21 protein-coding genes are annotated in these 26,496 nt (G+C 39.0%); 11 read left to right on the forward strand and 10 right to left on the reverse strand.

Going from position 1 to position 26,496, the window contains the following annotated elements; genetic code table 11:
• Positions 1–533: 533 nt before the first annotated feature.
• Both QOW94_RS07175 and QOW94_RS07180 read right to left on the reverse strand, forming a co-directional pair.
• A complete protein-coding gene (locus QOW94_RS07175) occupies positions 534–3,368 on the reverse strand; it encodes a DUF5776 domain-containing protein (RefSeq protein WP_283679711.1) in 2,835 nt (944 codons plus the stop codon).
• A 178-nt stretch (positions 3,369–3,546) separates the two neighbouring features.
• Positions 3,547–4,563, reverse strand: coding sequence for a sugar kinase (locus QOW94_RS07180; protein WP_283679662.1), 1,017 nt, complete (start codon positions 4,561–4,563; stop codon positions 3,547–3,549).
• Between the two features lie 175 nt (positions 4,564–4,738).
• On the opposite strand from QOW94_RS07180, the gene QOW94_RS07185 reads away from it, so the two are divergent.
• The 3 genes from QOW94_RS07185 to uxaC all read left to right on the forward strand — a co-directional run bounded on the left by QOW94_RS07185 (position 4,739) and on the right by uxaC (position 8,516).
• Positions 4,739–5,371, forward strand: a complete 633-nt coding sequence (locus QOW94_RS07185) for a bifunctional 2-keto-4-hydroxyglutarate aldolase/2-keto-3-deoxy-6-phosphogluconate aldolase (RefSeq protein ID WP_283679663.1) — start codon at positions 4,739–4,741, stop codon at positions 5,369–5,371.
• A gap of 86 nt (positions 5,372–5,457) precedes the next feature.
• The gene (locus QOW94_RS07190) at positions 5,458–7,083 is read left to right on the forward strand and encodes a mannitol dehydrogenase family protein (RefSeq protein WP_283679664.1); all 1,626 of its coding nucleotides are present in this window, start codon (positions 5,458–5,460) and stop codon (positions 7,081–7,083) included.
• A gap of 14 nt (positions 7,084–7,097) precedes the next feature.
• Entirely contained in the window at positions 7,098–8,516 is a 1,419-nt protein-coding gene (gene uxaC / locus QOW94_RS07195) for a glucuronate isomerase (RefSeq protein ID WP_283679666.1), read from the forward strand.
• A gap of 60 nt (positions 8,517–8,576) precedes the next feature.
• Here uxaC and QOW94_RS07200 read toward each other — a convergent pair whose 3' ends face one another.
• From QOW94_RS07200 to QOW94_RS07215, 4 genes are read right to left on the reverse strand one after another with little or no spacing between them, the layout of a single operon-like run.
• Positions 8,577–9,656 (reverse strand): ABC transporter ATP-binding protein, encoded by a 1,080-nt coding sequence (locus tag QOW94_RS07200; protein WP_283679671.1) that lies wholly within the window; start codon positions 9,654–9,656, stop codon positions 8,577–8,579.
• Positions 9,657–9,667: 11 nt separating this feature from the next.
• Complete coding sequence (locus QOW94_RS07205; RefSeq protein ID WP_283679672.1) at positions 9,668–10,489, reverse strand: carbohydrate ABC transporter permease; 822 nt, start codon at positions 10,487–10,489, stop codon at positions 9,668–9,670.
• Positions 10,479–11,420: a carbohydrate ABC transporter permease gene (locus QOW94_RS07210; protein WP_283679673.1), complete on the reverse strand. Its 942-nt coding sequence runs from the start codon at positions 11,418–11,420 to the stop codon at positions 10,479–10,481. The genes QOW94_RS07205 and QOW94_RS07210 overlap by 11 nt, the downstream gene beginning before the upstream one ends.
• Positions 11,407–12,690: an ABC transporter substrate-binding protein gene (locus tag QOW94_RS07215; RefSeq protein WP_283679674.1), complete on the reverse strand. Its 1,284-nt coding sequence runs from the start codon at positions 12,688–12,690 to the stop codon at positions 11,407–11,409. Before QOW94_RS07215 ends, QOW94_RS07210 begins: the two co-directional genes overlap by 14 nt.
• Before the next feature lie 157 nt (positions 12,691–12,847).
• Between QOW94_RS07215 and QOW94_RS07220 the strand changes: the two genes are divergently transcribed.
• Positions 12,848–13,273, forward strand: coding sequence for a hypothetical protein (locus QOW94_RS07220; protein ID WP_283679676.1), 426 nt, complete (start codon positions 12,848–12,850; stop codon positions 13,271–13,273).
• Positions 13,274–13,621: 348 nt separating this feature from the next.
• On the opposite strand, the gene QOW94_RS07225 is transcribed toward QOW94_RS07220, so the two are convergent.
• Entirely contained in the window at positions 13,622–17,398 is a 3,777-nt protein-coding gene (locus tag QOW94_RS07225) for a DUF5695 domain-containing protein (RefSeq protein WP_283679678.1), read from the reverse strand.
• A gap of 360 nt (positions 17,399–17,758) precedes the next feature.
• Complete coding sequence (locus QOW94_RS07230) at positions 17,759–18,577, reverse strand: hypothetical protein (protein ID WP_283679680.1); 819 nt, start codon at positions 18,575–18,577, stop codon at positions 17,759–17,761.
• Positions 18,578–18,878: 301 nt separating this feature from the next.
• Between QOW94_RS07230 and QOW94_RS07235 the strand changes: the two genes are divergently transcribed.
• From QOW94_RS07235 to QOW94_RS07260, 6 genes are all read left to right on the forward strand, one after another.
• Positions 18,879–20,543 (forward strand): formate--tetrahydrofolate ligase, encoded by a 1,665-nt coding sequence (locus tag QOW94_RS07235; protein WP_283679682.1) that lies wholly within the window; start codon positions 18,879–18,881, stop codon positions 20,541–20,543.
• A 12-nt stretch (positions 20,544–20,555) separates the two neighbouring features.
• A complete protein-coding gene (locus tag QOW94_RS07240) occupies positions 20,556–21,170 on the forward strand; it encodes a cyclodeaminase/cyclohydrolase family protein (protein ID WP_283679684.1) in 615 nt (204 codons plus the stop codon).
• A 4-nt stretch (positions 21,171–21,174) separates the two neighbouring features.
• The gene (locus tag QOW94_RS07245; RefSeq protein ID WP_283679685.1) at positions 21,175–22,047 is read left to right on the forward strand and encodes a bifunctional 5,10-methylenetetrahydrofolate dehydrogenase/5,10-methenyltetrahydrofolate cyclohydrolase; all 873 of its coding nucleotides are present in this window, start codon (positions 21,175–21,177) and stop codon (positions 22,045–22,047) included.
• 201 nt (positions 22,048–22,248) lie between these two features.
• On the forward strand, positions 22,249–22,587 hold the full coding sequence (locus QOW94_RS07250; protein ID WP_283679686.1) for a DUF2628 domain-containing protein: 339 nt from the start codon (positions 22,249–22,251) through the stop codon (positions 22,585–22,587).
• A 218-nt stretch (positions 22,588–22,805) separates the two neighbouring features.
• Entirely contained in the window at positions 22,806–23,882 is a 1,077-nt protein-coding gene (gene rsgA / locus QOW94_RS07255) for a ribosome small subunit-dependent GTPase A (protein ID WP_283679687.1), read from the forward strand.
• A gap of 167 nt (positions 23,883–24,049) precedes the next feature.
• Positions 24,050–24,442: an HIT family protein gene (locus QOW94_RS07260; RefSeq protein WP_283679688.1), complete on the forward strand. Its 393-nt coding sequence runs from the start codon at positions 24,050–24,052 to the stop codon at positions 24,440–24,442.
• Positions 24,443–24,492: 50 nt separating this feature from the next.
• On the opposite strand, the gene pepI is transcribed toward QOW94_RS07260, so the two are convergent.
• Positions 24,493–25,371, reverse strand: coding sequence for a proline iminopeptidase (gene pepI / locus QOW94_RS07265; protein ID WP_283679689.1), 879 nt, complete (start codon positions 25,369–25,371; stop codon positions 24,493–24,495).
• A 171-nt stretch (positions 25,372–25,542) separates the two neighbouring features.
• Between pepI and QOW94_RS07270 the strand changes: the two genes are divergently transcribed.
• Positions 25,543–26,049, forward strand: a complete 507-nt coding sequence (locus tag QOW94_RS07270) for a thioredoxin domain-containing protein (protein WP_283679690.1) — start codon at positions 25,543–25,545, stop codon at positions 26,047–26,049.
• Between the two features lie 80 nt (positions 26,050–26,129).
• On the opposite strand, the gene QOW94_RS07275 is transcribed toward QOW94_RS07270, so the two are convergent.
• Positions 26,130–26,492, reverse strand: a complete 363-nt coding sequence (locus tag QOW94_RS07275) for a hypothetical protein (protein WP_283679691.1) — start codon at positions 26,490–26,492, stop codon at positions 26,130–26,132.
• Positions 26,493–26,496 lie beyond the last annotated feature (4 nt).

Genomic DNA, 26,496 nt, shown 5'->3' on the forward strand with positions numbered 1-26,496 from the left:
CGAAAAGAAATAAGGTCGCCATCGTTGCTTGTATGAACAAAACAGTTCATTGTCTATTTTCGATGATACAAGCGAATCAAAGGTATGAATACACATACCACGAGCTCAAGGCCCAATAAGATCCGGAGATCTTATATTTAAAGTATAACTGGTCAAGCTGTTTTTTTAAATAGGAACGGGTTGGCTTATTAAGTATGCTTTAATTACATAAACAAGGACCTTGACTAATCGTAGGAACAAGGGAGTGGGACAAAAAGCATACGAAGATGCTTTTGTCGTCTCACCCCCGCGAGACCAACAGTAACTGAGATCCATGAATAATGGGTCTCAGTCCTGATGGTTACTGCGTGTAGCAAGGATTTGGATGAAAGCAAAAAAGCAACGATAAATTTCAAGAAAATGAAATTTATCGTTGCTTTTTTTAGATTTACCTAGTTATGTCCCAACCACTTGTTTGTCTAATGTTTGATACCGGTAGTAGGTATTAGAACAGAGTGCCATTATTCCATATCTACTTACATTTTCTAATGATCCTAATCAAAGATTACTAGCTTCTTATTGGCAGTAATGTACTTGTCATTAGTCAATTGGAATCGGTTGATTGATCTATTAAGGATAACTTTTTTAACTCTAAGGACTGAGTTCCGCTTGTAATGCTTTTGCTTGTCAGTAAGTCCTTTAGTTTGGTAAGAATTGATGCCTGACTTACTAATTACCTTAACTTTCTTGTTTGTAGGGATAGTTGAGTAATAACCAGGTTTAACGTAGTTTTTATTGTAAGTAATGTAACCCTTTTGGGATGTTACTTTCCCTTTTGCGTTAATAACGGATACGAAGTAACGCTTTACTCCGTTTTTGTTAGTTGTAACTTTCGTAGCTAGGAACATTTGGCGATTAGTACGTTTAGCCAATGGATAAGATTTCACCGCGTTGCTGGCCTTGAAAACTGGATTGTTGTACAGCTTGATTCCTTTGACAGCATAAACAGCTTTATGAATTGATTTTGAAGTTGGTTTAGCTGGTTGAGGAGTGACGGTAGAAGAACTAGATGAGTTAGATTCGGATGAAGAATTGTTTGGAGTGGAACTGATTGAGACGGTTGAACTAGTTGAAGATGAGCCATTTGTTGATGGAGTATCTGGCTTTTCAACCTTATTTGATACCCTGACTACAGAATTCTTTGGAACGGTGATGGTGATTGTTCCATCGTGATTGTTGGTATATTCGACCTTGTCATTGTTTGCTACCCACTCGTTTGACTGAGCATCCTTATATTGGCCATTTTCTACCTTTGTTGCCTTGCCGAATCCTTTAATAGTGAAGGTGGCGTCACTGTCCAGTGTACTACCAAGAAGAATATTATTGTCATCCTGTTTTTCAGCAATTCCCATACTCTTCAAAGTGTCAGTCTTATAAGTAACCGAAACGTTGTCACCAAATTTCTTGGTATCCGTAAAGTTATTATTTGAGGAAGGAACAGCGTTGAAGAACAGTAAGTTTTTACCACCAGCACCATCAGCTTGCTTGGTTGCGAGGTCGTAGCCAAGCTTGTTAACGAAGCTGTTAGTTGCTCTGACGTAAGAGATGGCAGATTCACCGTTGACTTCGTGTGGTTTCCAGGTTCCGTCTGCATTTTCACTATCATATAAATCAAAACCATCGCCACTTCTAAAGTCGTAGTAATTATGAGTGGCTCCACCCGCTAACGAAGTGATAATTCTAGCACCGGCATCAATTGGTTTATAGTTATTATGTGCCCAAGAACCCTCAATCCCTAATCCGTCTTCCATAACCATTGGCATGTTATTGCCCTGAGCGTAGTTGCCGGCATGACCGAACTTGTAGATTCCTTCATAATTGTGAGTGTAGGGATCAAGACCAACTGTATCTAGGTAGGTACCACCATTTTTTCTAGCCTCTTCATTTAATGCAACAATTTGAGATCCCTTATCGCCGGAAGCGTTATTTACTCTTGTCCAAACTGAGTATTGAGATTTTTTGATATGGCTATCTAAATTGTTAGTGTAGTTCCATAGAGTCCAAACTGTGAAGTCTGCTTTGCCATGGTAGTTCTCCTTGGCCTTCTTGCTTGCTTCAGATTGTGAGTTATCAGTTGCTGGTTCGTTTGGCTGTTGAGACCCAATAATGGTGTTGGAGTAGTTATGCTCGGCATTGTCAGTAGCGATATGGTTGAATGTTTTGCCAAGAGCAGCTCCTTCATCAGTTTGCAAGTTCTGATCGTTTTTATCTAGAACAAAATTGTATTGTCCCATTCCTGAGGTTGGACTACTGCGTTTAAAATGAATGGGGTTGCCATTTGAATCAACTTCCCACTGATAATTTTGGGCTGCGTATGTGGGAAGCCTTTTTTCTGTTGAAACTTTAGTTGTATCACTACCAAACCATAACAGTTCCATTTTGATGCCTGCTTGTCTTGCGGCTGATATGACTTTATCTAAGTACGAGAAGTCGAAAGCGTCCTTTTTAGATAGTGAAAGAGTGGGGACTTCATCCAATGGCTTTTTGGTGGCAGAGCTATTTTTAGTCCCAAAATCTTGACCACCTCCAATGGTTATGGAATTACCCTTATCTGTCCCTAATGCTAAGGTAACAGTGCCATGGTTTTGTTGATTTACAAAATCCTTAACGTTAAAGTCATAATAATTTTCGCCCTTGATAGGATCGTATTTAGGGGAAACAGTGATTTTTGTTTCATCTCCACGTAAACTGCCAGTTTTATCCCAAGTTGAATTTGAGTCCCAGTTATCCTTATCCGCACCGTAAATCGTTAGATTGGTGTTAGTTTCTGATTTTGCATAGATTCGTAACTTTACACCGTCATAATTGCCAGATTTAAAATCCGAACTAGTTAGGTTTGCTAAGTTATACTTCAACAAGACTTGGGATTGAGTATTGCCATCATTTGAAATTTTTAATGATTGTGCTTTTTCGTCAAAGTTTTTGGTTGCGTCACTCCCACCTTTGATATAAGCAATATCACTTGGCTTTAGCGATTTATCAGGTTGAACATCAGACCATAAAATTTGTGAGTTAATAACTGTGAAACCATCTCTTTTTGCTTGTTTAAAAGCGTTGGTAATGTCATTCATGTTGTAGCCAAAAATGTCACGCAATTTATCAATCCTAATCTGCACTCCATTGTAGAAAAATGGTTGGTAGTCAGAAGAATTGCCTTTTCTTACCTCTAAAATCTGATTTTTGTCCTGGTTTTTTTGATCTGTTTTTTGGACAATTTTAGAAATTGGTAATGAATCAGCGTGAACTGAGACATCACCGTTGGATATTCCACCGAGGATTACGACTGGCAAAGCTAAAAGGCTACTGGTTAGTAGACTGCTGTAATTCATTTTCAAAACAAACAACTCCCATAGATAAATATTTTGATATATTAGTATTTCAAATGTGAGGATACATCTTTTTGAAAGCGCTGTCAACGTAACCAATATGTTACAGCGAGCTGCTTTAGAGCAAAAAAAGAATGTGTTCTCATTTTGAGTACACATTCTTTGAAATGTCTATATTAAACTAACGATTCATTGCTGAACCACCAGCGATAATACTACTGATTTCGGATTCACTAGCTAAGTTCCAGTCGCCACTGATGGTTAATTTATAGACACTAGCAGCAATTGCAAAATTAATTTGGTCTTGAGGTGCAAAATTGTTCATAATACCGTGCATTAATCCAGCACCGAATGCATCACCACCAGCGACACCTTCATACACATGCATATCATAACTGCCGCCTTGGAAGAATTGGCCATTGGTATAAAGGATTGCAGTCCAGGTACTTTTCTCAACAGATAGGATATTACGAAGCACAGATCCAACTGATTCGATATTTGGATATTGATTGACTAGTTCTTCAATTGCGGTTTTAAACGAGTCCATTTGATTGATTCCGTTAGTCATATCACCATCAAAAGCTTTGATCCCAAAAGATTGTTCAAAGTCTTCATCATGTGCTAGGACGACGGAGACGTATGGAAGAAATTTCTTTGAAAATGTTTGAGCTTCAGCCTCAGACCAAAGTTTTCCCCTATAATTAGCGTCAAAAATAACTTTGATACCATTTTCATTGCAGTACTTTGCGGCTTCTAGAGTTGCCTGTTGGAGCTCCTTAGAAAGGGCAGTGGTGATTCCTGACACATAAAAATAGTCTGAACCAGCTAATAGTTTAGGCCAGTTGTATTCTGACGCGCTTGATTCTGCAAATGAACTGAATTTTCGATCGTAAACCACATCGGTACCACGGACACTAGCGCCTTTTTCAAAAAAGTAGATTCCTAATCTATCTCCACCACGAATAATTTTATTAGTATCAACGGATAATCCTCGGAGCTTTCTAAGTGCGGAATCACCAAGGGTGTTGTTAGGTAGTTTTGTAATGTAAGCAGCCTCATCGCCCATTATTGATAACGATACAGCTACGTTTGATTCAGCACCACCAAATGATGCTTCAAAAACATCAGACTGATTTATTCTTTTTGCTGATTCTGGCTTGAATCTTAACATTAATTCTCCAAACGAAGTTAATTTCATGGTTTCATTTCTCCTGTTTATATGTTATTATGATTGCGCTTACAAATATTGTATATTAATATATCAATTTGTCAAACGCTGAGTGTATCGGAAATAACAAATTAAAAAAAGCATTTGACTTTAACTAATATATTAATATACTTAAAGACAAATAACTATAGTGAAGGTGAATTTTTTGAAACGTGTAGAGATTTTAGATAATATCAAGAAAACTGGTGTGGTTGCCGTTGTTCGTGGTGACTCAAAGGAACAAGCCATTAAGACGGTTGATGCAATCGTTGCTGGTGGGGTTAAGGGAATTGAATTAACTTTTACTGTTCCTAATGCTGATCAAGCAATTAGTGAATTAAATGAAAAGTATGCTGGTACTGATGTAATGGTTGGTGCAGGAACTGTGTTGGATCCCGTTTCAGCAAGAATTGCAATTATTGCTGGAGCTAAGTTTATTGTTAGTCCATCATTCAATGAGGAAGTTGCTAAGATTTCAAATCTTTACCAAATTCCATATATCCCTGGAACATTTACGAATACCGAAATCCAATGGGCACTCGAAGCTGGTTCAGATATTGTTAAGTTGTTCCCAGGAAGTATTGCCCAACCAGGTGCTATCAAAGAGATTCACGGACCATTCCCATATGTTAGTGTCATGCCTTCAGGTGGTGTTAATGCTGATAATATTAGTGAATGGAAAGCAGCTGGTGCACTGATTGTTGGTGTCGGTGGCTCTCTTAGTGCTCCGGCAGCTGAAGGTAATTTTGCAGCTGTAACTGAAAACGCTAAGAAATTATCCGCAGAATGGAATAAATAATGAAAGGCCGTATTTGCGGCCTTTTTAACTAATTGGGTTGTAATCGCTTTCCAGCGCAATGATTATTTAGGAGGATCATTTACCAAATGGTAAAAATTACTGACAACTATTTAACGAATAAAACGGCCTTTGAAAATGCAGGGATCAAGGTCCCCAATTATGACATCTCTAACAAAACAGGGGATATTAAGTGGGTCCACTTTGGGGGTGGAAACCTGTTTAGAGCGTATCACGCGGCAATTGCTAATACGCTGATTGAGAATGGTGATTTAGATGCTGGGGTTGTTGTAGCTGATACCCATAATGAAGCGGTGATCAACAAAGTTTATGCTCCTTTTGAAAATCGAATTCTACGTGTAATTACCAAAGATAATGGTGACTTTGACAATGAGTTACTAACTCCAGTAGCGGATGCCTTTTTCTTAGCTCCTGACCACAAACAAAATTGGGCTAAGATGCAGAAATTGTTTGAATCCCCTGCACTACAACTAGTATCATTTACGATTACCGAGAAGGGTTATGGATTATGGCAATCAAATGGTGAGTTTACTGATGAAGTAGCTGCCGACATTAAAAACGGGCCTTCAGCGCCAAAAAATAATATGACTGGCCTAGTTGCACTGATGTATGCCCGCTTTAAGGCGGGTAAACTACCGCTTGCATTATTAACTACCGATAATTTCTCTCAAAACGGAGATAAGTTGAAGAAAAGCGTCAATACAGTGGCAAAGCAATGGGCTAATAATGGCAATGTTGAGCCAGAATTTGTTGATTATCTTGATGATTCAACTAAGGTCAGCTTTCCGCTATCAATGATTGACCGGATCACGCCAAATCCTTCAAAAGAAGTGGCAGACAAATTGAAGGAATCCGGTTTTCAAGATAGTGAAATTATTAGCGTTGGCAGAACAGATTTTGCTGCTTTTGCTAACACAGAGGAGTCACACTACCTAGTTATTGAAGATGCCTTTCCTAATGGGCGACCTGCTTTTGAAAAGGCGGGAGTCATTATGACTGATAGAGACACTGTTAATGATGCAGATGAGATGAAGGTTACGACTTGCTTGAATCCGTTGCATACAGCTCTTGCAATTCATGGTGATCTACTTGGATTTGAATCGATTGCTGAAGAGGTTTCTGACCCAGATATGCTTAATTTAATTAAACAAATTGGTTACGTTGAAGGGTTGCCAGTTGTTAAAGATCCTAAGGTTATCAGTCCAAAGAAGTTTATTGATCAATTAGTTACTAAGAGGTTGCCAAATCCTTATATTCCGGATAAACCTCAAAGAATCGCCGCGGATACTTCGCAAAAAATTCCGGTACGGTATGGCGTAACAATTTCGCATTACCTAAACGACGCTGACCGAAAAGTGACTGACTTAACGTTCATTCCATTAGTTCTGGCTACTTGGTGCCGCTACTTAATGGCTGTTGACGATAATGGCAAATCATTTACCCCTAGTCCAGATCCGCTATTAGATGAGTTACAGCCAAAAGTTGCTGACATTCATCTTGGAGATAAAGATGTTGATGTTCACGGCCATTTGAAGGATATTTTGAGTAATAAAGCAATTTTTGGCCACGACTTATACGAAATTGGATTAGGTTCTAAGGTGGAAGATTTCTTTGCCAAACAAATTATCGGAGTGGGTGCGGTTCGGAAAACACTCCATGATACGTTAGCTGAATATGCCAAGCCAATAATTTAAAGGAGATATCTTAAATGTCATTGCTTAACGATGATTTTCTATTAACAACTGAAACTGCTCGTAAATTGTTTCATAATCATGCTGAAAAAATGCCAATTATTGACTTTCATTGTCATTTGGAACCCAAAGAAATTTATGAGAACAAGAATTATGACAACATTACCCAAATCTGGATTAATCAGGGCAATTCTGGGGATCATTACAAATGGCGCTTGATGAGAGCAAATGGGGTTCCAGAAGAGCTTATTACTGGTGATGGTAATGACTATGATAAGTTTATTGCTTGGGCAAAAACAATTGAAAAGGCGCTTGGCAACCCACTTTATGAATGGACCCATTTGGAATTAAAACGATTTTTTGGTATTGATGAAGTGTTTAATGAAAAGTCAGCACCAGCTATCTGGGAAAAAGCTAACAAAATGCTTGCCACGACTGACTTCAAGCCAAGAAACCTTATTAAACGTTCAAACGTTGAGGTGGTTTGTACGACAGATGATCCTGCCTCTGATCTTAAGTACCATAAGCTTCTTAAAGAAGATGAAGCCCAAAATGGGTTTAAAGTGTTACCAGCGATGCGCCCCGATGCGATTTTTAACCTAAATGCGGATGACTTTGACGAGTATTTAAAGTCATTGAGTTCAGTTTCGGGCATTAGCGTTAATTCATTTAAAACGATGATGGAGGCCCTTGACCAACGGTTTGATTTCTTTGAAACTTTAGGTGGTAGTCTGTCGGATCATGGCCTAAACTTCTTTAGGTTTAACAAAGCAAGTGAAGATCAAATTGATGAGATCATTGATAAGGCAAGAAGAAACGAACAATTATCGGCCGAAGAAGTTGATAAATACCAAACAATGGTCGTTGAAGAGTTGATGCGTCTTAATAAGAAACATAATTGGACAATGCAATTTCATATGAATGTTATTCGGGATGCGAATAAGCCAATGCTGAAGTCGTTTGGCTCCAACGGTGGTTTCGATTCGATGGGAACCCAGGCTGATATTGCTGATCAATTTATGAAACTCTTGATTGATATGCAAAGCGAGAACCAACTACCAAAGATGATTTTGTATTCACTTAATCCTAATGACTGGATGCAGCTTGCAACTGGAATGGGTGACTTCCAACAGGATGGAGTTCAAAAGATTCAACTAGGTGCCGCTTGGTGGTTTAACGATACCTTCTCAGGGATGACAAAGCAGTTGACCACAATGGCTGAGCAGAGTTTACTATCGAACTTTGTTGGAATGTTAACTGATTCACGGAGCTTCTTATCATATCCACGACATGAATACTTTAGACGAGTTTTATGTAATTTTGTTGGTACCTTAGCAGAAAGAGGCCAAGTACCAGATGATGAAGAAATACTGGGTAAGATGGTGGCGGATATATCTTATAACAATGCTCATGACTACTTTGGTTTTTATAAATAATGGATAAAAAGCGTCTCATTAACTCTAGAAATAGGGTTGAGTGAGACGCTTTAATTAATTTTAATCAATACGGGTACCAGTATTTTTATCAAATAAAAGTATGCAATCTTGATCAAATTTCATGTATGCGGTAGCTGCATTACTATTCCAACTGGGAGTCAAGGCCTTTAGGTTAACTTCTGGGCTGACTTTAATTGTTAATTGCTTAAACTTCCCGTAGTCTGTCACTGCATCAATTTTTACTGGAATGGATTCTGTTTCCTGTTTCTCGGAAATTGAGATATTTTCAGGGCGAATACCTAGTAATAATCTTTTATCTTTTTGAACTATATTTTTATAGTTTGAAATTAGTTTCATACCGTCTAGGGTAATCAAGTTTGAATCATTATACTCAACTTGAATTACATTGATTTGAGGACTACCAACGAACTTAGCAACGAATAAATTTGACGGATTGTGGTACACGTTTTCAGGAGTATCAATCATTTGAACTATTCCATTGTTGATGACGGCAATCCTGTCTCCAAGGGCCATTGCCTCTTGCTGGTCGTGGGTGACATAAAGAATAGTTTGACCATTCTGGTTATGGAGCTGTAACAACTGATCTCGGGCTTTTTCTCGGAGCTGAACGTCAATATTCGAAAGGGGCTCATCTAAGAGAAAAATATTGGTTTTTTTGGCCATTCCTCTTCCAAGGGCAACTCGTTGTTTTTGTCCTCCAGATAACTCGGCAGGAAAACGGTCTTTGTACTTAGATAAGTTTAGAGATTCCATTATTTTTTCAAGCCGCTGTTTGCGTTCTTCTTTTGGTACCCTATGGACCTTTAGAGCGTATTCCAAATTTTGATACACAGTCATGTTTGGATACAATGCGTAATCTTGAAAAACCATTGCAATACTGCGCTGCTTATTATTCAAATTCCTAGAATCTTTATTGTTGATTATGATTTTACCGCCAGTTGGGTCCTCCAATCCTGCAATCATCCTTAGTGTTGTTGATTTTCCACATCCAGATGGTCCGAGAAAGACAAGGAGTTCCCCTGGGTAAATTTTGAGATTCATATTCTTAATCACGTTGGTTGATTTATCGTAGTCTTTTGAAACATCTTCAAGTACGATCGAATATCCATTGCTTTCCATATATTAATACCTCACTTTAATCCACTACTACTAATGCTATTTAGGATATATTTTTGGAAAATAACATAAATCAATAACGGTGGAATAATCATAATAGTTGCCAATGCCATTGCTAATGGAAAGTTTGTTCCACCTTCACTGGAAATATAGTTTTGAAGTGCTAATGGCAGGGTAAAGCTGCCTTTATCTTTTAGTATTAGGGTTGGCCAAACGTATTCATTCCAACTGTTAATAAAGAATATAGCTCCAATACTGATAATGTTTGGTTTTAAAATAGGGATGATAATATTCATTAGAATTTTTCGTTCTGGGATGTCATCAATTCGAGCACTTTCAACCAAACTAGTCGGTACTTTCTCCATAGCCTTTAAAAAAAGCATTATTCCAGCTGCATCACACATTTGTGGTAGTGCGACTCCAAGCATATTATTCAGTAAGTTCATTTTTGAGATTACTAAGTAGTTTGGAATCATTATGGTTGTGAACGGCACAAAGATAGTTGCAATAAAGATAAAATAGACGATTTTTTTACCATGAAATTTAAAGTTATGAAATGCGTATGCGGCTAGCAATCCAGTTGAAATTTTCCCTAAAGTCACTAGTGTAGCCATCCCAAACGTGTTTAAAGTTACTCTAATCAAGTTGATCTGATGATTTAGCGTGATGTAATTAGCTAGAGTGGGGTGACTTGGAATTAAGCTTAGAATTGAATTGTAAGAGTCATGCAAAGTTTTGAAAGAGTTAGAGATCATGAACAAGATTGGTAAGATTATTACTAATACGATTAACAAAAGCGGGATATGCCATACTAGGCTTTTTCGATTAGTCTGCATGCTTTCTCCCTCCTTCAACAAATTTTATTTCAAGTGCAAGTAGTATCAAGAAAATTATGAAAGTGACTGTAGCTAATGCTGATGCATTACCAGTTTTGTATAAAACAAATCCATTTAGGTAAGTGTGGTAGAGAATGTTTGAAGAACCATAATTTGGCCCACCTTGAGTAATAACGTTTAGAGGTGTGAAAACATATTGAAGTCCTTCGACAATTGTTAAAATCAAAACATAGACTGAAACACTCTTATTCATTGGCAGGACAATGTCCCATATTACTCTCCATTTTGGGATACCATCAATTTTTGCTGCTTCAATTATATTTTTGGGGATGGAACCTAAACCAGTTAAGAGGAGAATAAAGTTATATCCGAAAACTTTCCAGTTGGTAATTAGACAAATAACGATAATCGCTAGTGAACCAGAATTAGTCCATTGAGGCAGTTTCATTCCGTAGTCCCTTAAAATCAATGCAACAGGTCCGGAAACTGGATTTAAAATCCAAGAGAATAGCATTGCACCAACTACAAGGGAGAACAAACTAGGAATGAAAAATAATATCTTGTAAGGCCCTTTAGTTTTACCAATAAAGAAGTTAACAATTATTGAGATTAAATAAGGGATGACAAAGTTTAGAATTACTAAAATACCAATATAAATAAGGGTATTAAACATCACCTGTCGGTTGGTTGGATCTGTAAATACGTTAATGTAGTTATTAAACCCCACAAACTCTTTGGTTGGTGATATTAGATTCCAGTTAAAGAAGCTTAAATAAAGAGTATAGAGCACTGGAAATCCTATGAATATTGAAATAAGAATTCCTGATGGTAATAGGTAAAAAAATGGTTTGATATTCATTTTCTTGCCCCTTTTGACGGGACCAGAGCGAGAGCTTATTTTTTCCTTGGCTTGGATGTTATTGCTTAACATTTATCTTCTCCTGAGCTGATTTTAGGGTTTGATTAACGTTCTTTCCTGATAGAATTTGGTCTCTAGCATCAATCATACTTTGTTCTGCATCAAGTCCATTTTTAGGGAACGAAGTCCATGGAACTGCATTTCCAAGCTCATCGACAGCAGGCTTTATCATCGGATTCTTATCTAAGTATGTCTTAAAGATAGTAGAATTGAGAGCAGTTTTTGTTGGTGGAAGGTATCCAGTTCCTTTATCCCAGGTCATGAGGGAACTGTTCTTATACATAAATTTTTCAAACTTCCAAGCAGCTTTTTGCTGTGGAGTTGATTGCGCAGTAATTGTCAGCATCGAGCCTCCAACTGGAACTGTAAGTTTTTTGCCTTTGAAGGTGGGAGCAACGATTGCTGATGCATCAAAATTAGCACTTTGCTTAATGTGAGATGCTTGGGCAACAGTAGTGAATGCCATTGCAACTTTTCCATTGATGAAAGCATCCATACCTTGATCCCAAGGAGCGTGGAGAGCGGTTTTTTCTTTAACAACCATATCTTGGTAGAGCTGGTATGCTTGTTGTCCTGCCTTTGAGTTGAAAGCCGCTTTACCGTCATTCGATTTAATTTGTGCTCCATTGCTTAACATCATAGCTTGTTGAGCCCAGGTATCAGCTGGTTCCTGAATGTAAACACCATAGTTACCACTCTTTGATTTGATTTGCTTTGAAGCTTTTTCAACACCTTGCCAAGTAGACAGTTCTGAAGGATCGATTCCATATTTTTTCAAAATAGTTTTGTTGATGTAAAGGATGGGAGTACTTAAAGAATAAGGCAACCCAACAAGTTTTCCATTAGCGTTTTTTGCGAAGCTTAAAGTTTTAGGAGAAAAATTTTTGGTGATTGAATTTGTATTTTTATCAAACTTTTGGGCGGCATCGTTTGGATTTAAATATTTAAAGTTATCAGAGAAGTAGTTTGTGTAAGCCCAACCCACTTGAACAACATCTGGTACCTTACCCGATGCTTGAGCGGACTGGAGATTTTGCATCAGGCCTTGATACATATTTGGATTAAATTTTGCGGTCACTTTAATGTTTTTATGAGTTTGATTAAACTCCTTTACCAGCTTATTAACAGAAGCCCCTCCCAATGTTTGAGCGTTGACGTGCCAGTATGTTATATGCGTTACTTTGTCGTTTGCCTGGGATTTTGAGCATCCTGCAAACAAGGCTGCCATTCCAATGATTGCGGTTATTCCAGCTAACCGTTTCAAAGTGTGCTTAGTATTCATCTTGATTCCTCCAATATATTTGATACTTGAAGAATAACAATTGTTTGTAAAAAAGCATTATGGATAGCGTAATGAACGTGTAAATATTTAAGCTTTAGTACTATAAATTACATTTAGTTCTATAATTAACGTATCTACATATTTGGAGGGGATTACATTGAAACATTTCAAGATTAAGTTGGGGCTAACTATTGCGACTGCTAGCTTCTTGACGTTTGTTCCGGTATCAAACACTGTTCATGCTTCGGCCTGGCATCATGGATGTCCGAAGTTTTTAAAGGGTTCATGGCGGAGTAGTAAATTCAAAGGTGGCATTGGGAATAAAAAGATTCGGGCCCATCTGTTTTTTAGCAACGGGGGGCTAAGTATGGTTTTAGATGGTGGTAATGGTCTTGGTGTAACTAACGGAATTGGGTATAAGCATCTTTCAGGTCACAATTATCGATTTAGAACGCACTATAAATATGGAAACGATTACGGATACTACACTATAAAAAATACTAGCCATAAACGAATCTACCAACGGTTTAATGGTGGCTGGCTTCGTTATCACAAAATATCCAACAAACTAGCTCAATACTAGTTGAAATAAAAAAGCACCGAACTACCAATGTAATTCCTACAATTGGTAGTTCGGCGTTTTTGATCTAGGGTTAAACTGTCACTGTTTTAACTGTTTTTAACTTTCACTAATAACTAAGCTTTCCCCTATTTTTACTTGCTTGTTAGAGACTCATTTCGTTTCATTTGGAACAAGCGTTCTTTTATTTGATTTTGGTAAAACAACTGGTATTTCTGATATTCATCGATACCAGAAAGTATATACATATCTAAACAAAGTAAAATTTTAATTATAAATTTAGTCAGGATAGCGATGGTGGAAAATTAAGGAAAAAATGCTATTCTTTTTGACTGATTTTTTTAAAACGTACTAGTACTGCAATATGAGTTTTTTATTACCTGTGACATACTTGCCGTTGGTCAACACAAATCTAGTTGTTAAGTGATATTTAACGATTTTCTTAACTTTAAGATGTGCTCCTTTTTTGTAGTGCTTGTACTTACCTGTAAGACTAACTTTCTTGTATGAGTTAGCTCCAGATTTAGATATAACCGTAATTACTTTAGACTTATTTAGCTTTGAGTAATAAACAGGACGAATATACTTAGCATTGGCTGTGATATATCCAGTCTTTTTATAGCTTCTGCTACGATTATTTAAGTCGATTACTTTATATCTAAGAGTTCCTCTGTCAGTTTTTGCAGTTGACAGGATTTTAAACATTGGTCGGTTAATGCGCTTTTGCTTCTTGAATGTAGAAATAATGTTCTTCTTATTGAAATCGACTTTTTTGTACAAGTTTATCTTTTTAATAGCATAAACTACAGATCCCTTAAGCTTACTTGTTTCTGCGTTTGACCCTGGGGTGCCTGTTTCGATGGAATTCGAGGATCCAGTAATATTTGATGAAGAATTAACTTGATTGCTGGAAGAACTACTAGTTGATGATGTTTCCGATCCAGTTGAGGTGCTTGAACTGCTTGAGCTATTTGAACTGTTTGAGTTACTTGAACTACCCGAATTTTCACTTGGGTTAGGGTTTGGTTGGGTTCCCTCTTTGACAATTTGTAACTTTCCGTTGGTAGCAGTTACAGGGATTGAAAGATCAATATCTGTTTGCGATTTTCCGTCGAAAGTTTGGACCTTTTTGTCATTGAATAGAACATCAAACTTGCCGTCAAAGCCTTTGCCATTGTGAATTTTCAGGTCAACGTTATGCTCAGATTTGGAAACGTTTTCAAAATCGAATATTGCTGAGTTGCCATCTTTTGATATATCAGCATGGGTATATTTGTCACCATCAAATGTGTATGATAGTTTGTCTGAAACGAGATTCAATTTGGTTTTTAGACCATCTTCAGGAGTGATTGAAAGGTTGTTACCACTCTCTGATACGTCTGCACCATAGCCTGTTAACCCAAATATTGGGTCATTTACAACGTCAGCTGATAATACCTGCAAGGCACCGAATACTGATAAGTCAGCTTCACCTGATAATGAACGCCAACCATTGTGAAGTTTTCCAGTACCAACTCCATATAGTGCTTGGGTTGGACTTCCAAGTTCTGCTTGATAAGTCCAAGAAACTGCACCAATATTCTCAGCAGAACTGTCGATTTGACCACTATTGATATGGGTCAAATTAGCTAACTTTGCTCCATAATTTGCCCGTTCAGCAAGGCCTAATTGCTCGTCTGATAATCCATTATCCTCGTTTACTAGCCAGTCGTTCATTGCTGTATCAGCCAATGATGCGGTGTATTGGAATTGCCACCAGTTTTCACCGTTGATAGTGACAGGATCATCGTATAAATACCATACGGGCTGAACGCCCCTACAAGCTCTTGTTTTCATATCAACCATTTGCATCATCTGCTTATTGCTATATTGCTTTCCAAGCATGTAAACGGCTTCTTCACCTGTGTTGTCGTATGGATACTCTGATGTGTATGGATATGGATCTTTAGAAAAGTTGGTATATTTCTTTTGGAAGTAACTAGCTAAATTTTCTGCTTCGTTTTTATACCCGTTTTCTTTCAAAGCATTAAGAATTTCAGTACCAGTTGACTCACCTTCAAGACCATCCATTGAGTAGGCTATGTCACCTGAATACAGAGTTTTCATAATGTTGTAAGCTTTCTCAAGATACCAAACAGCAGGGTGTTGATAGCTCATTAGTTTTGGATAATTATGCTCGATTTTATACATTTCAAAGAATGTATTGTAAACGTGAGGATAAGCAAATCCACGCCACGAATAATTATCTGTATCAGTGGTACCAGTTGATTTCTTGTCTAACCAGTCTGGAACGCGATAGTCATTATGGTGGTTTTTCATAAGCCCGTTCCAAATGCCAGTATTGACATACGATTCTACACCTCTTATTTGTTCTTTGTTAGGGTTCTCTGAATTTTGGGCTGCTAGGAATAAACCGTGGGTCAACCCCCAATCATCACCCCAGCCAAGGCTATTCCAGTCGGGACCATTGAAGTTGCCTCGTTTTGCCTTTGTGTTAAAGTCCCAATCATCAAAGATTTTGTCATAAAATTTACTTGAGTCGTTCCATTGAGTTTTGAGCATAAAGTTAGCATGAGATTCCAATGCATTCTCAGGGTTGTCGATAACGTAATATTGAAGGGTAGTCTGCTTCGTGGTTTGTTGGCCGGGTAGTTTGTAATTTACGATAATATTATTTCTACCCAGACTATGGAATTTAATGTTGTAAATATGGTATTGTTCGCCATTCTTTACTACTGTTTTGTCAAAGATTGCAGTCCCGGTTTGTTCGCTACCAATATTTGAACTGGTGTCGTTATTTGAATTTGTTCTTTGAGAGACGTAATCATTTTTTTGGTTTTGGTATTTAAAACTAATGTCGCTAGCGGGAACCTTAGTATGCAGGTACATCTTTCCAGTTGCAACTCCGTCTTTATTCTTAGGAATCACCATTCCTGGTACTGAAACGGCGTCCATAATGTTGTTTTTATATAAAACGGATTTCAGTTGACTTTCATACTTCGTAATAGTCATATCGCCTTTTTTGGTCTGGCTATCGCCTTTTGCAGAATTTTTGACACCAGCACTGTCAAAGTTAAATGAATATGTTTTTGTTTGACCAGGATCTAATTGAAGGGCGGTGTTAGGCAGATATCCTCTGTTACCGGATTGAATTGCTGCCGAGTTGATGTAGTAGACGTTGAGACCGTTATCCCATTTGCCACCATCAACATCCCAAGCTGCCTCATCCCCAGTGTGTGAACCCCAACCCCAGCGATCTTGGTATTCAAATTGAGTGTCTGTATTGGAATCCGGAGTCATCACTAAGAAATTTCCAATTCCGCTGGGACGGTTAGCATATACGTATGAAGAATTTTGGCCAACAAAACTATGAAATAACACACTTTTTTCATATGCTTTTTCAGTTTTATCTGCACCACTGTAGCCCCAATATTCTTTGAACGGAAGGGGAATACCAACATCGCCGACTGTTAATTTTTGGTCAGTGGTGTTTTTGATACTAATATCCCATTTAAGATTATCTTTGTCATCGATATAATAAGTTTCTGTAACCGCCACGTTTTTAAAACCGTTTTGGGTCGTCCCAGGTGTATATGAAACAACGACTTTGTTGTCACTTATAGTTATTTTCCTAGTAGCATCAGAGTAGTTTGTGTATTCCTTTTGCCAAGCTGTACCATCATTAGAACTTTGGTCGCCTGAATGAGTTCTTAACATTAAGTCACCAACCCATTTATGAGCTGAGTTTGCTTGATCTGGATTGTCTTTTGCATTCAGTACGTAGTTTGTGTCATGGGAGTCATTTTGAAGATATAAACCTTGAATAGTACCATCCTTATCAATTTGTACTTTAAATGTGTTATTTGCAATTTCGTAGCCACCGTCAGAAGTTGCTGTTGGCTTGGCCACACCACTGCTTTGTAATTGATCAACGGCAACTTTGTTACCTAAATTCAAATTATGTAAGTCAACAGCTGACTTACTCGTGGTTGTCTTTGTAGCATTTTGAGAAGCAATACTGTCAATTGTAGGGGTTAATTGACTAGTAGAGTCAGCGTTAACATTTGAAGCTAACAAGATAGTGGACAGTATCGCAGTTCCTGTCCCTATTAATAATGATTTTCTCATTTTGATGTTCTCCTTTGTAGGTTGAAGAAAATGAATGATAGATTATTGGCCAATAATCCGTGAGTATAAACGACCTAATTTATGAAATCGCTTACAGATTCCATTTTTATTCAAAATTAACTAAATTGGAATATAATTATTTACTGATTTTTTATGTAATCTCACAATATAAAAAAGCCTAGTCGAAATTTTTGACTAGGCTTTTTTTAGTGGTACTCATTTTTTCATGTTTGAAGTGACTTTTTATAAATCGCTATAGTTCCAAAAAGATAACAGGAAAAGCAACGAAAAAAATATGTTGATTGTGTTTTTGGTAATCATACTAAAAACCAATTATCGATACAATCCTGTGCTCTTTCCTTACTTATTCACTTTCCACACAAATGCGGTCATAATTCCCGTCGGATTTGCAGTATTATCATTCGAATCCGAAATGATGTTTGTTGAGATTCCCATGGTTCCCATCAAGTTGAAGTGATGACTCAAGATTGCATGAGCAAATTCTGTGCTGGTGCCAGTAGTACCATAACCGTCCTCAGCAATGTTGATAAACTCCGAACCAGTGATTTTCACCACCGCCACTTTTAAATTGGTGGAATCAAAGTGGTATTGATTTGCTAATTTATATAATGTGTTTTGATTAGCTTCAGTTACGTCAAAATTAGGATTTGCACGGTACTGTTCTAATTCATAATTAGCAACAATCTGGGCAATGTTTGTCATGGCGCTATCTTTGATGCTACGCGATAAGGAGATGTATTTATCTGAAATTAGTTCAGGTGAAACATGCTTTGAAGCAGTCACCATGTCAACCGCTTTATGAGCAGCTCCTGCCTTCAAGTAATTATGCCAAACCACACCTTGGTTGCCCTTACCATCTTGAACGTAGTAAAACAAATAACGGTTTTGGGTATTGCTTGGCCGCATTGAGATTTTCTTAGTTACATACCAAGTGGTGTGCGGGAAGTTACTAAGTTTGTGTACCTTTTGAGTGTGAGTGGCGTTGTATATATAGCCACCCGGTACTGTGTTGTCCGTATGGAACGGTACGTTTTTAACTTGCTTAGTTTTCATCCAGTAATATCTTTGTGATGCGTTCGCAGTAGTTGGGTTTATGCTGGTGGCTCCGAAACCAAGTGCCAACAGACCCAACGTTATTATCAATAATCTTTTTTTCAAAACGATCCACCTCCAATTACTTATTATAGAAGTATTTAGACCAGAAAGAGTTAAAAAATATGAAAGAAGTGTGATTTGCTGGGGAAATTATCAAATGTTGGCCAATATACGAAAAATAACTAAAAATAATTTAAAAATATCCGCGTTTTACCCCAAAACGGATGAAAAATATATTACAATATAAATTATTCAAGCTGTTTTCCGGATGTGGATTGATTCTTTCGTTCGGCTACCGGAAAAGGTTACAATTGACTTGTTAAGTAAATCCCAAATTCACTGGATAGTAAGAGAGGACGATTACATGGCATCAGATATTGAAATTGCTCAAAGTATTCAACCAGAAAACATTAAAAAGATTGCTGAAAAGGCAGGCATCAGTGAGGACCGACTCCAAATGTACGGGACTAACAAGGCCAAAGTTGATGCCCATAGTTTTAAGGACGCTAAACGTAAGGGAAAGTTGATTCTGGTAACAGCTATCTCACCAACTCCAGCCGGTGAGGGAAAGACTACTGTTGGAATTGGGTTAAACGATGCCCTTAACGTAATTGGTAAGAACTCGATTGTTGCCATTCGGGAGCCATCAATGGGTCCCGTGTTTGGAATGAAGGGTGGGGCCGCTGGTGGTGGCTATTCCCAAGTCATTCCGATGGAAGATATTAACCTGCACTTTACTGGTGACCTCCACGCAATCGGAGCCGCCAATAACCTGTTAGCTGCAATGATTGATAATCACATCCACCAAGGAAATGCTCTTAATATTGATGTTAAGCGGGTAACTTGGAAACGAGTGCTAGATATGAACGACCGGCAGTTGCGCGATATCGTTGGGGGCCTTGGCAATCACGGTAGTGGAATTCCTCGTGAAGACGGGTTTGAAATTACGGCCGCTTCAGAAGTAATGGCAATTCTTTGTTTATCGACTGACTTGATGGACTTGAAGCAGCGTCTTGGCAATATCGTTATTGGTTACGATTGCAGTAATGCTCCAATCAAGGCAAGCCAATTACATGCCCAAGGAGCAATGGCCGCAATTTTGAAGGACGCAATCAAGCCTAACTTAGTTCAAACGTTGGCACATAACCCAGCCTTTGTTCATGGTGGCCCGTTTGCTAATATTGCTCATGGTTGTAGCTCACTTACGGGAACTGATCTTGCCCTCAAACTTGGCGATTACGTGGTTACCGAAGCTGGGTTTGGTGGCGATCTTGGAGCTGAAAAGTTCCTTGATATTGTTGCTCCTAAACTCGGTCAGACCCCGGATGCAACCGTAGTTGTTGCCACGGTTCGGGCATTGAAGATGCATGGTGGCTTGGGTAAAGACGAACTTGATAACGAAGATTTGGATGCCCTGAAAAAGGGGATGCCTAACCTATTGAGACACGTCCACAACATGCACGAAGTTTACGGCCTTTCTACAGTCGTTGCCATCAACAAGTTCCCCACAGATATTGATGCGGAAGTCGAACTGGTAAAGCAACAATGTAAGGAACAGGGAATCGAAGCCGTGCCAATTGACGTTTGGGGGAAGGGTGGCGAAGGAGCCACTGAACTTGCTGAAGAAGTTGTCAAACTGACTGAACAGCCAAGTGATTTCCATAAACTATACGACGTTGAAGAACCAATCGCAGATAAGATTGAAAAGGTGGCAACTAAAATATATGGTGCCGATGGAATTTCTCTAAGTGCTAAGGCTAAAACTGAAATCAAGCGACTTGATAAGAATGGATTTGGTAAGTTGCCAATCTGTATTGCCAAAACCCAGTATTCATTCTCGACTAACAAGAATTTACTGGGAGCGCCAACTGGGTTTAAGGTACCGGTTGTCGACGTTAAAGTTAGTGCTGGAGCTGGTTTTGTCCTAGTTTCGACTGGGTCGATCATGACGATGCCTGGTTTGCCAAAGGTACCAGCTGCTGAAAACATTGATGTGACGGAAGACGGTAAGATTACTGGTTTATTCTAAGAGGTGACAATTTTGGAAAAGATAACGGTTCAGGATTTCGTAGCTCAGTTAAGTTCATCAGAACCAACGCCTGGGGGTGGGGCAGCTTCAGCAATGGCTGCCACCCTTGCTAGCAGTTTGGGTTCGATGGTTGGTAATATCAAACGAGAAAAGGCTGAAACGGCCGAACTAAAAGACCTGTTGAACCGGCTGGAAGTGAGTCGGACCAAGTTGATGAACTTGGTTGATGAGGACCAAGCTGCGTTTGCAAAACTCTCCGCTGCTTTCAAAATGCCTAAGCAAACCGAAGAGGAAAAGCAATCCCGTCAGGACCAGTTGGGTAACCGACTGCTTAAGGCCGCTTCAGTTCCCCTTGAAATCAGTCGGACAATCGTTGATGTTTTACACGAGGTGCAGGAAATGCAACACTTTTCCACTAAGTCATTGATTAGTGATATTGGCTGTGCTGCTGCTTTGGCGGCTGGAGCTATTAAAGCAGCTGTTTTGAATGTTTACGTAAACACGAAGCTGATGAAGGACAAGGAAGCTGCTCAGGTTTTAAATGAGCAAACGGAGGCTCAGCTTGAAGCTGGGCTGACTATTAGTGATCGAATCTACCAAGAAGTTCTGACAAGCGTGAAAGGATAATCTGATGGTAACAGTAATGAAGGGCCGTGAAGTGGCTCGGGCAATTCAGGATACAACTAAGGCTGAAGTTGAACGACTGACTGAACTTGGTCACCAACCCCGATTGGTTATCATCAGAGTTGGCGATGATAAGGGTTCGATTGGGTATCAGCACGCTGCAGAAAAATTAATGGGCAAACTAGGTATTGAGGTTGAGGTTGCCGAGTTTGATGCGGATATTTCAATGCCAGCGTTTGAAAACGAGTTTTTAGCAATCAACGATAGTGAAAACGTTGATGCAATTTTGATGTTGAGACCTCTTCCTGCTCAACTGAATGAGAATCGAATTCAGCAGCTGATTGATCCTAGCAAGGATATTGATGGGATGAGTCCAATCAATCTGGGCAAGAGTCTTGATCCTAATACCACTGATTTTGTGCCAATTACTCCGGCTGCGGTGATGCAGATGATGGCCTATTATGATATTTCGCTGGTTGGTAAACGGGTGACGGTTGTTGGCAATAGTTTGGTAGTTGGCCGGCCGTTGGCGGATATGCTGATGGCTAGAGAAGCTACGGTATCAGTATGTAATATTGATACCCCAGACAACGCTGAGTTTACCCGAAACGCAGATATTGTAATTGCTGCGGTTGGTAAAGTTGGTCTGATTACGGGTTCGATGGTCAAAAACGGTGCCATCGTGATTGATGTTGGAACTAATTATGATGAAACTGGACATCTGACCGGGGATGTGATGTATGATGAGGTTGCGGCTAAGGTGGCCTTTATCAATCCCGTAACGAACGGAGTTGGCTCCATTACAACATCACTGCTAGCGAAGAGAGTGGTGCAGGCGGCGAGGGCTAATGTGGTAGTGACTGGAATGGTCGAAAGATAATCTTGAATGATTAAAATAATAGGTTGATGACAAGCGTAAAAGCATTGTTGTCAACCTATTTTCATTTTAGTTTCATTTTTTTGAAAATAGGTGTATGCTTTTATAGTAATTATATTATTGTTAATATGTTTTAAATTTTCTGGGGATATTGTCCAACTACTGATGACAATAAAAGCTGAATATTTTTTGGGGGATTTTATTATGCACGTAAATTTGGTTAACTCTGCAACGAATCAAGTCAAGCAGACGAAGGTTGGTTATTCTTGGACTACTCTCTTCTTTAGCTTTTGGCCAGCTTTATTCAGAGGGGATTGGTTATGGTTCTTTGTTCAATTAGCGATTGGATTATTTGCTGGATTTTCAACTTTTGGAGTTGGATTTGGGATTTCAACAATAGTCTTTTCATTTATTTACAACAAGATTTACATCAACGAATTGTTGACGAAGGGATTCCAAGCAGCTGATAAGAGTGACCACGATATTTTATTGAGTCATGGTTTCATTGTCGATAATATGAATCATACTGCTCCAACTCATTAAGAAATAGCAATAATTATGGAAACAGTTTTCCGGTAACGGAAGGCTGTTTTTTTATTGGCTTAGTGGGTACTAATGTTGCTACACATTACTATTTTTGGTAAAATTCAAACCAAATTGGTGAACTTATCACCAGACGGAAAGGAAATATGTATATGTTGGGCATTGTAATAAACGTTGCTACGTCACTGGAGGACTACGCGCGTTAGTTCTCCCGAATTTTGGAGGACAGAAAAATCGAATTAGAATTAAAAAAATATGGCTCAAACCAAACTACGCCTGCTAGTAACGGGCTAACTTTAGCCAGAGTGATCACGACTAGTCATTTAAATTACTCAATAATAACTGATGAGGGACAGTATAAAGCCCAGGTCGCCGGTAGAATTGCTAATATGGCTGTGGGACCGGAAGATTTTCCAACGGTTGGCGACTGGGTACAGGTGCGATTACCCGAAAATGTTGAGGATTTCGCGATTATTGAACGGTTAAATGATCGGAAGTCAGTATTTTTAAGAAAAGCTTCGGGTCAGAAATCGGTCGCTCAGTTAGTTGCTGCAAATATAGATTGGCTCCTTCTGTGTATGGCATTAGATGATAATTTCAACGTTCGAAGAATGGAACGTTATCTAGCGGTGGCTGCCGCATCTGGCTCTGATCTTGCGATTGTTTTGACTAAAGCTGATAAATCGGATAATATCGAAAAACAATTATCTGAGCTCACTGAAATTAGTGGTGAAAGTCGCATAATCATTTGTGATGCCACAAGTGAAAATGGTTTGTCAGAATTGAAATCGTTTATGAAATCAGGCCAGACATACGCCTTTCTTGGTTCATCAGGAGTCGGCAAGACAACGCTGATTAATCACTTACTTGGTAGTCATGATTTAGCGACCAAGGAAGTTCGGCAAACTGATTCTCATGGGAGGCACACAACCACTGCCCGCCAATTAATGCTACTGCCGAACGGGAGTGTTGTTATTGATACCCCGGGGATGCGGGAGTTAGGACTGTTAGATGCTGATATTGATTCAACGTTTAAGGATGTTCAATTCTATGCAAAACAGTGTAAATTCAAAGATTGTTCGCATCAAAATGAACCTGGATGTGCAGTTCAAGCTGCTGTTGCAAATGGTGAGTTATCAGCAGATAGAGTAAACAGTTATTTGCAACTTTTACAGGAAAAGAGCCACAACAACGAGTTGCGCGGTAAGGCTAGGGAGAACGCTAAAGTTAATCGAATGTTTGGTAGTAAGAATCAGATGAAGAACTTTAGAAGAAATTTGAAGAAGAAACGATAAGTAGATTGAAGTAAATTATTTTATAAATATGTGTGTGAATTTTGCACAGCACCTTACCGATGAATTTATTGGTGAGGTGTTTTTAGTAACGGTAGCTTTTAACAATTAACAAAAGCTGAAAAAAAAGCTTATACTCAAACTAACTACACTACCGAAAGGAAACCGTCATGAAACAACCCAACTGCATTTTTTGCCAACGTACCGATATTCCCATTGTCCTTGAAAACGACCTTGCTGTAGCCTTCTGGGACATTCACCCAGTTAGGAAAGGGCATTTGCTAATTGTTTTGAAAGATCATAAGCAGGATTACTTTGACCTTGATCAACAGGATCTGTTGGCAATGGATAGCCTGTTACGTGAGGGCAAACAGTTGATTGACGACAAGTACCACCCAGAGGGATATAACATTGGTATCAATGTTGGTGAGTATGCCGGTCAAACGGTGATGCATTGTCACTGGCACCTGATTCCAAGGTATAAAGGTGATGTGAAAAATCCGGCTGGTGGGATAAGAAATATGTTGCCAAAGGCGGCAAGGTGGTTGCGAGATAAAAGATAATTTTAATAGATGAAATAAAAAAGAAGGCTATTCAGCCTCTTTTTTTGAACCTAGTCATTTTCCGACAACCAGTTCTCCAACACACTCAAAAATTCTTCACGTTGATCTAGTAAAGCGAGATGCCGGCTATTGGCGAATAAGTGCCACTTGGCCCCTGGAATGTTGTCATACACCGTCTTAGCAATCAATGGTGTACAAAGGTCATCAGTTCCGTTTGTGACCAGAACTGGAACGTGAACCTTATGAAGGTCATCGGTAACGTCAAAGTCACTGATGGTTCCGTTTTCGGTAAATTCATTCGGACCTTCCGCAATCAAACTAGCCCGTTTTCCATTAGTCTCACGTCTCATTGGTTCTGGTGAATTTTCATTTGGCTCGTCCCAACAATAAGCTTCCATGTAGCGGGAGTTGGCTGCCAGGTAACGAGGGCCGGTAAAGTCACCAGTTCGCTCAGCCTCGGCAATGGCCTCGCGGTCTTCGTAACTGAGGTATTTAATTAGGCGGTGCTGTTCTTGCACCCAGAGCTTGATGGACGAAGGTGAGCCGTCAATCATGACACTCTTGATTCCTTCTGGGTCAAATTGAGTTAGGTAGTACATTTCCAACATTCCGCCCCAGGACTGGCCGAGCATGTGAACGTGGTCAAGATGCAGATATTTCCGTAATTCAATCAATTCTTCTGCCCAAGTTTCTTTAACGTAAACTGATTCGTCTTCGGGGAGGGATGACTTTCCACAACCAACTTGGTCATACATAATCAATTGGCGACCACTAGTTTCAGCGAAATCGTCCATCATCTCAAAGTAATTATGAGATGACCCTGGACCACCATGAATTAACAATAACGGTGCCTTATCACTTGGTTCACCAACAATTCGGTAGTACGTTTTATACTCTCTGAATGGCATGTAACCTTCTTCAATCTTCATATGTATCAACCTTCTTTAATAGTGTTATTGTCTTCGATTGTACTCCTTGATTAACCGTTTGTGAGAGAAAATTTAATAATTGGTTAAAACTAGTAGTTGAATTATCAACTTAGATGGCTTATTGTTAAAACTATATTGACCACAATCTATTAACTAAGAATAGGGATAACCGTGACAAAATTTAACTTTGATTATTCAGACGACGCAACGCTTAATTATGGCAATCAAGATGCAAAAACAGAGCTGACCTTGATTTTGAACTTAGGCTGCCCAGACACCCGTGACTGGTTTAACGCCAACAAGGATGACTTGGAAGCTGCAATCGATGATGGCAAACTAAAAATTCACGTGAAGTTCTGGAACAAGGATAAGGAAGACCTTGCGAACGGCAACGTGGCTAACGGTTACGTTGATTATGACGATCCAAAGGCTGCTTGGAAGTTTATCGTGGCTGACTTTGAAAACCAAGATGAGTTAGACGCTCAGAATCTTGCAGATGTTCCTGCATACCTTGCTGATAAGTTTGGCGTTAAGCAATTTGCTGATCGTGAAACGGTTGCGGCTAAAACACTTGCAGAAGTAGAGGCGAATGACATTGTCAGTGTGCCAACTGTTATTAAAGGTGATGAGGCCTACTTTGATGACTCATTAAAGACGGTAACTGAATTGTTGGGATAAAAGAAAAAGTCCAGCACTGAATTTTGTGCTGGACTTTTTGATATGCCTATTCATGCTCTGAACGCGTTTTATTATTGGATTTACTTCTTTCCCAGTTCAGCCGTAGTATACACCATCTCATTCTTCAATGTTCCGCCCACTCCAATCACGTTGTACTTGGAATTTAGGAGGGCATCACGATGGCCCCAATTACTGCTAGCATCGTTGTAAATGTATTCGTGCAGATTGGATAGGGCGATACTCTTTTCTGAGCGGCCACCCTTGATCTGGTTTGAGTTTGGTAGGTTCCAGCTTTCTTTTGCTATACACTCGGAGCGGTAACCGTCATAGCCATACTTCTTGAAAAGTTGGTATGCTAATCCCTTACCGTTGCTGGCACCACTATTTGCCTTGTTGTAATGGGAAAAGTTGGTAATGATTTGTTGCGAACGTTTTTGGGCCATTTTG

Source organism: Lentilactobacillus sp. Marseille-Q4993 (genome assembly GCF_951230165.1).
Classification (GTDB): Bacteria; Bacillota; Bacilli; order Lactobacillales; family Lactobacillaceae; genus Lentilactobacillus.